The sequence below is a fragment of the Allosalinactinospora lopnorensis genome (assembly GCF_000981225.1).
In the GTDB taxonomy this organism is placed as follows: Bacteria; Actinomycetota; Actinomycetes; order Streptosporangiales; family Streptosporangiaceae; genus Allosalinactinospora; species Allosalinactinospora lopnorensis.
This window is the reverse complement of record NZ_LAJC01000147.1, coordinates 1-4,638: the sequence shown is the minus strand read 5'-3', so window position 1 is coordinate 4,638 and position 4,638 is coordinate 1. Positions and strand designations below refer to the sequence as shown.

Sequence of the window (4,638 nt, the reverse complement as noted above, 5' to 3'; positions counted from 1 at the left end):
AGGATCGCCCCGGCGCTGGTGAAAGACAGTCCGACAGGCGTGTTCACCGGGGTGATGTACCACGACTACGCGGCGCGCCTGCAGCAGGTTCCGGAGAGCGTTGAAGGGCAGGTGGTGCTTGGTAGTGCGGCCAGTGTCGCGTCGGGTCGGGTTGCCTACACCTTCGGGTTGGAGGGGCCGGCGGTGACGGTGGATACCGCGTGTTCGTCGTCGTTGGTGGCGGTGCATCTGGCGTGCCAGGCGCTGCGGCAGGGCGAGTGCACGCTGGCGCTGGCCGGGGGCGTGACGGTGATGTCCACCCCCGATGTCTTCGTTGAGTTTTCTCGGCAGCGGGCTCTTTCCCCGGATGGGCGGTGTAAGGCGTTTTCGGCGGCGGCTGATGGCACCGGTTGGGCCGAGGGGGCCGGTGTGGTGGTGCTGGAGCGGTTGTCCGATGCCCGGCGCAACGGTCACCCGGTGCTGGCGGTCATCCGCGGGAGTGCCGTCAACCAGGACGGGGCTTCCAATGGGTTGACGGCGCCGAATGGGCCTTCGCAGGAGCGGGTGATCCGGCGGGCGCTGGCTAGTGCGGGGTTGTCGGTGTCGGAGGTGGATGCGGTGGAGGCCCATGGCACCGGGACGGAGTTGGGGGATCCGATTGAGGCCCAGGCGGTGTTGGCCACCTATGGGCGGAGCCGGCCGCGGGATCGGCCGCTGTGGTTGGGGTCGTTGAAGTCCAACATCGGCCACGCCCAAGCGGCCGCGGGTGTGGGTGGGGTGATCAAGATGGTGCAGGCGATGCGCCATGGCCTGTTGCCCAAGACCTTGCACGTGGATGCGCCCAGCCCGCACGTGGACTGGGACGAGGGCGGTGTGGCGCTGCTGACCGAGGCGCGGGAGTGGCCGCGGACCGGCCATCCCCGGCGGGCCGGCGTCTCCTCGTTTGGTGTGAGCGGCACCAACGCCCACCTCGTCATCGAACAGGCGCCGCAGGCCGAGACGGAGACGGTCGAATCCTCCGCCGATGGGGACACTCCAGCGGATGCGGCTGTTTCACCGGTACTGCCGTGGGTGGTGTCGGGGAGGAGCAAGGAGGCGCTGCGGGAGCAGGCCGCGCGGCTCCGCGCGGCCGTCACGGCCGATCCTGGGCTGTGCCCGGCCGATGTCGGATTCTCGCTGGCGACCACGAGGGCGACATTCGAGCACCGAGCGGTGGTCGTTGGCCGGGAACGAGACGAATTCCTGCGTGGCCTTGAGACGGCGACCCGGGGCGCTGAAGCGCCGGGGCTGGTTCAAGGAGCGGCCGATACCGCGGGCAAAGTGGCATTCGTGTTTGCGGGTCAGGGGGCGCAGTGGGAGGGGATGGGTGCTGACCTGCTGGCTTCCTCGCCGGTGTTCGCCGAGAGGTTGGAGGAGTGTGAGCGGGCGCTGGCGGCGCATGTGGACTGGTCGTTGCTGGAGGTGCTGCGGGGCGAAGCGGGGGCCGCTTCATTGGAGCGGGTGGATGTGGTCCAGCCGGCGCTGTGGGCGGTGATGGTGGCGCTGGCCGAAGTGTGGCGCTCGTATGGGGTGGAGCCCGCTGCGGTGGTGGGGCACTCGCAGGGTGAGATCGCGGCAGCGTGTGTGGCGGGGGCGTTGTCGCTGGAGGACGGGGCCAAGGTGGTGGCGCTGCGTAGCCAGGTTATCGCCTCCGCGCTGGCCGGACGGGGAGGCATGGTCTCGCTCGCGCTTTCGGTGGACCGGGTGGAGGCGCTGGTGGGGCGCTGGCCGGGCCGGATCTCGGTGGCCGCGGTCAACGGCCCCGCGTCGGTGGTGGTGGCCGGTGACCCTGAGGCGCTGGATGAGCTGTGTCACGCTTGCCAGGCCGACGGAACCAGGGTGCGCAGACTCCCCGTGGACTACGCCTCCCATTCCGCGCACGTGGGGGCGATCGAGGACCGGCTGCTGGAGGCACTCTCGGGTCTGACACCCCGCTCCGCTGAGGTGCCGTTCTTTTCCACGGTGAGTGGTGACTGGCTGAATACCGCAGAGCTGGGGGCCGGGTACTGGTATCGCAACCTGCGGCAGCCGGTGCAGTTTGAACCGGCCGTCCGGGCGCTCGTTGAGCAGGGCCACGGGTTCTTCGTCGAGACCAGCCCGCACCCCGTACTGACCATCGGGATCGAGGAGACCGTCAACGACTTGAACGCGGAGGCGGTGGCTGCAGGGACGCTGCACCGCGACGAGGGTGACACGGAACAGTTCCTGCACGCGCTGGCCCAGGCACACGTACGCGGTCTCCCGGTCGATTGGGGACAAGCGTTCGCCGGGCACGAAGCGCACGCGGTCGACCTGCCGACTTATGCCTTCCAACACCAGCGGTACTGGCTGGAAGCCACCGGCGGGCCCTCCGCAGGGGCGGCCGCGGAGATGGAGTCCTCGTTCTGGGACGCCGTCGAACAGGGAGACGTGGCGGCTGTCGCTGACTCCCTGGATGTCAGCGACGACGAACGCTCCTCCCTGGAGGCGGTGCTCCCGGCATTGTCGTCGTGGCGCCGGCGCAGTCGTGAGCGTTCGACAGTGGACGGCTGGCGCTACCGGATCAACTGGAAGCCGGTCGCTGATGTGGCAGCAGCCATATTGAGCGGGACCTGGTTGGTGGTGGCTCCGGCGGCGCGTGCCGGCGGGGAGTGGGCAGCGGCCGTGGGCGACGCGCTCCACCGGCACGGCGCGCGAACCGTTCAGATCGAGCTGGACACTGCCCTGAGCGACCGGGAATCGGTCGCTCAGCGGATCCATGAGGGAATGGCCGACGGCTCACCGGTGAGCGGCGTGTTGTCCCTACTGGGGCTCGATGAGCGACCGCATCCCGATTATCCGGCGCTGTCCAGGGGAGTCGTAGCCACGCTGGCGCTGGTGCAAGCGCTGGGGGACACTGCTGTGGATGCCCCGCTGTGGATCGCGACGTGTGGCGCGGTGTCGACCGGGCGCTTCGATCGACTCACCAGCCCGGTACAGGCGCAGGTGTGGGGTCTGGGCCGGGGTGTCGCGCTGGAGCACCCCGAACGGTGGGGCGGACTGGTCGATCTCCCTGGGGAAGCGAGCGCGGGGATGATGAGCCGGTTCGCCGGTGTGCTCTCCGGTGAGAACGGCGAGGACCAGGTAGCGGTCCGGTCGTCCGGGGTGTTCGTTCAGCGGCTGGTTCGTGCCCCGGGGCGGGACACGCCGCGGGAAGACTGGCGTCCAAGCGGGACCGTGATGATAACCGGTGGTACGGGTGCTTTGGGCGCGCACGTGGCGCGGTGGCTGGCGTGCAACGGCGCCGAGCATCTGGTGCTGACCAGCCGGCGCGGGCCGGAATCCCCCGGTGCGGCCGAACTCGAAGCCGAGCTCACAGCCCTCGGCGTCGGTGTGACCGTGGCGGCCTGCGACGTGGCGGACCGCGGCGCGTTGGCGGCACTGCTCGCCGAACATCCTCCGACCGCGATCGTGCACACAGCGGGTGTGCTGGATGACGGTGTGCTCAGCGGGATGACTCTCGAACAGATGGAAACGGTGTTCCGGCCAAAGGTGTGCGCCGCATTGAACTTGCACGAATTGACGCGGGACCTGGATCTATCAGCGTTTGTGCTGTTCTCCTCGGTCGCCGGCGTGCTGGGCGGTGCGGGTCAGAGTAACTATGCGGCCGCGAACGCGTTCGTCGACGCACTGGCAGAGCACCGCCGGGCCGACGGACTCGTGGCCACTTCGGTCGCATGGGGTGGCTGGGGCGGTGGAGGGCTTGCCGTTGACGGAGGAGTGATCGAGGAGCACCTGCGGCAGATAGGTGTGGCCGCGATGGCGCCGGAGTTGGCGATCGTGGCCCTGCGGCAGGCGCTGGATCGCGCCGACACATATGTGGCCGTCGCCGACATTGATTGGGAGCGGTATGTCTTAGCGAATGCTTCGGCACGGCCGAGCCGGTTGATCGCGGATGTGCCGGAGGCCGAACGCGCCCTTGGAACTGCGGCGCTCGATGAGGACGCAGAGGAGGACACATCGGCACTGGCCCGGCGGATTCGCGGGTTGGCTGAAAGCGAGCGAGGCCGCGCGGTGCTGGACCTGGTGCGTACTCATGCGGCCGCGGCGCTCGGCCACGAAGGGCCAGAAACTGTTGCGGCGGATCGTGCCTTCCGGGAGCTGGGGCTCGATTCGCTGGGCGCGGTGAAACTACGGAACCGGTTGGGGGCGGCGACCGGCCTTCGGCTGCCGCCCACCATCGCCTATGACTACCCATCCTCGATGGAACTCGCCGGTTACCTGCAGGCGGAGGTCCTCGGCACGAGTACGGAATCTTCCGTGCCCGAGCGGATCACCGTGGCCGAAAAGAACGATCCGGTTGTGATTGTGGCGATGGGGTGCCGGTATCCGGGTGGGGTGTGTTCTCCGGAGGGGTTGTGGGGGCTGGTCGCTGAGGGCAGGGACGTGGTTTCGGGGTTTCCGGCCGATCGTGGTTGGGATGTGGAGGGGGTGTTCGACCCGGACCCTGATCGTTTCGGTACGTCCTATACCCGGCATGGCGGGTTTCTGCATGATGCGGTGGATTTCGACGCCGATTTCTTCGGGATCAGTCCGCGTGAGGCGTTGGCGATGGATCCGCAGCAGCGGTTGCTGCTGGAGGTGGCGTGGGAGGCGTTCGAA

At 68.7% G+C, this 4,638-nt stretch carries 1 protein-coding gene; it reads left to right on the top strand.

The window, feature by feature from the left end; translation table 11 throughout:
• A partial coding sequence (locus VS93_RS32280; RefSeq protein WP_046472485.1) for a type I polyketide synthase occupies window positions 1-4,638 on the top strand: 4,638 nt, incomplete at both ends.